Genomic DNA, 1,307 nt, shown 5'->3' with positions numbered 1-1,307 from the left:
CGCCCCGGCTTTTGTGGAGGCCGTTTCGTTTAAGTCAGGCCGCCATGGCCTGACCTGCTTGTTGCTGGTGGAAGTTTGCCTCAGCCTCCGCAGGCGGGATATAGCCGATTGAGCTCAACAGCCGCTGGTGGTTGTACCAGTGCACCCATTTCAAGGTCGCCATCTCAACAGCTTCGCGGCTCTTCCACGACTGGCGGTAAATCAGCTCGGCCTTGTACAGACCATTGATGGTTTCGGCCAATGCGTTGTCGTAGCTGTCGCCCTTGCTGCCAACCGAGGGCTCAATGCCGGCCTCTGCCAGCCGCTCGGTATAGCGGATCGAGACGTACTGGCTGCCACGGTCGCTGTGGTGGATCAGGCTCCCTGTGCGATGCGGCTGGCGGGCGTACAGGGCCTGCTCCAGGGCATCCAGTACGAAGTCGGTCTTCATGCTGGTACTGACTCGCCACCCCACGATGCGCCGCGCAAAGACGTCGATCACGAAGGCCACATACAGCCATCCCTGCCAGGTCGACACGTAAGTGAAATCCGACACCCACAGCTGGTTGGGGCGGTCGGCCTGGAATTGGCGCTGGACACGATCCAGCGGACAGAGCGACTTGTCTCCGGCCACCGTTGTCCGCACGACCTGGCCGCGCCTTATGCCCTGCAATCCAGCTCGACGCATCAACCGCTCCACCGTGCATCTGGCTGCCTCGATGCCTTCTCGCCGGAGCTGCTTCCAAACCTTAACCGCGCCATAGCACTGCATGTTGGCATTCCACACGCGCTGGACTTCCAGGATCAGTGCCTCGTCGCGCCGAGCACGGCAGGAGCGCAATGCCGGATTGCGCAGGCGGGCCGCATGCTTGCGGTAACCGGACGGGGCGACCTGCAAGACACGGCAGATCGACTCGACCCCGAGACGGTCACGGTACTGATCGACAAATGCCCTCAGGACTTGGTGCGGCGGTCGAGCTCCGCCTGGGCAAAATACGCGCTGGCCAGACGCAGGATCTCGTTGGCCTTGCGCAATTCGCGATTCTCGCGCTCCAGGGCTTTGATGCGCTCACGCTCTTCGGTGGTCGCCCCCGGACGCTGGCCGGCGTCGGTCTGATGGCGACGAATCCAGCCATGCAGGGTTTGCGCTGCGCAGCCGATCTTCGGCGCTATCGCCTCGATGGCCGCCCACTCGGATGGGTAGTCGTTCAGGTGCTCCAGAACCATGCGCACGGCACGTTCACGGACTTCAGGGGAGTAGGTCGTGGTCTTTCTCATGGCCTCATCTTCTCAAGAGTTGAGGCCTCCACGAAACCCGGGGCGGTTCA

General features: G+C 62.6%; 1 protein-coding gene and 1 other annotated feature. The gene reads right to left on the bottom strand.

Translation table 11 applies throughout. The features are described from left to right. Window positions 1-34: 34 nt before the first annotated feature. Window positions 35-1,257, bottom strand: a protein-coding gene (locus NJF35_RS24555; RefSeq protein ID WP_253081829.1) for an IS3 family transposase whose coding sequence is annotated in 2 segments (ribosomal slippage) — window positions 35-972 and window positions 972-1,257 — 1,224 coding nt in all. Because the reading frame shifts where the segments join, the coding sequence is not laid out codon by codon here. Next, window positions 863-979 (bottom strand) — a sequence feature (AL1L pseudoknot). (Overlaps the previous gene by 117 nt.) Window positions 1,258-1,307: the final 50 nt, after the last annotated feature.

The organism is Pseudomonas guariconensis, assembly GCF_024127895.1.
Classification (GTDB): domain Bacteria; phylum Pseudomonadota; class Gammaproteobacteria; order Pseudomonadales; family Pseudomonadaceae; genus Aquipseudomonas; species Aquipseudomonas guariconensis_B.
Note: the sequence above shows the minus strand (reverse complement) of the source record. Positions and strands in the feature narration are given on the sequence as shown.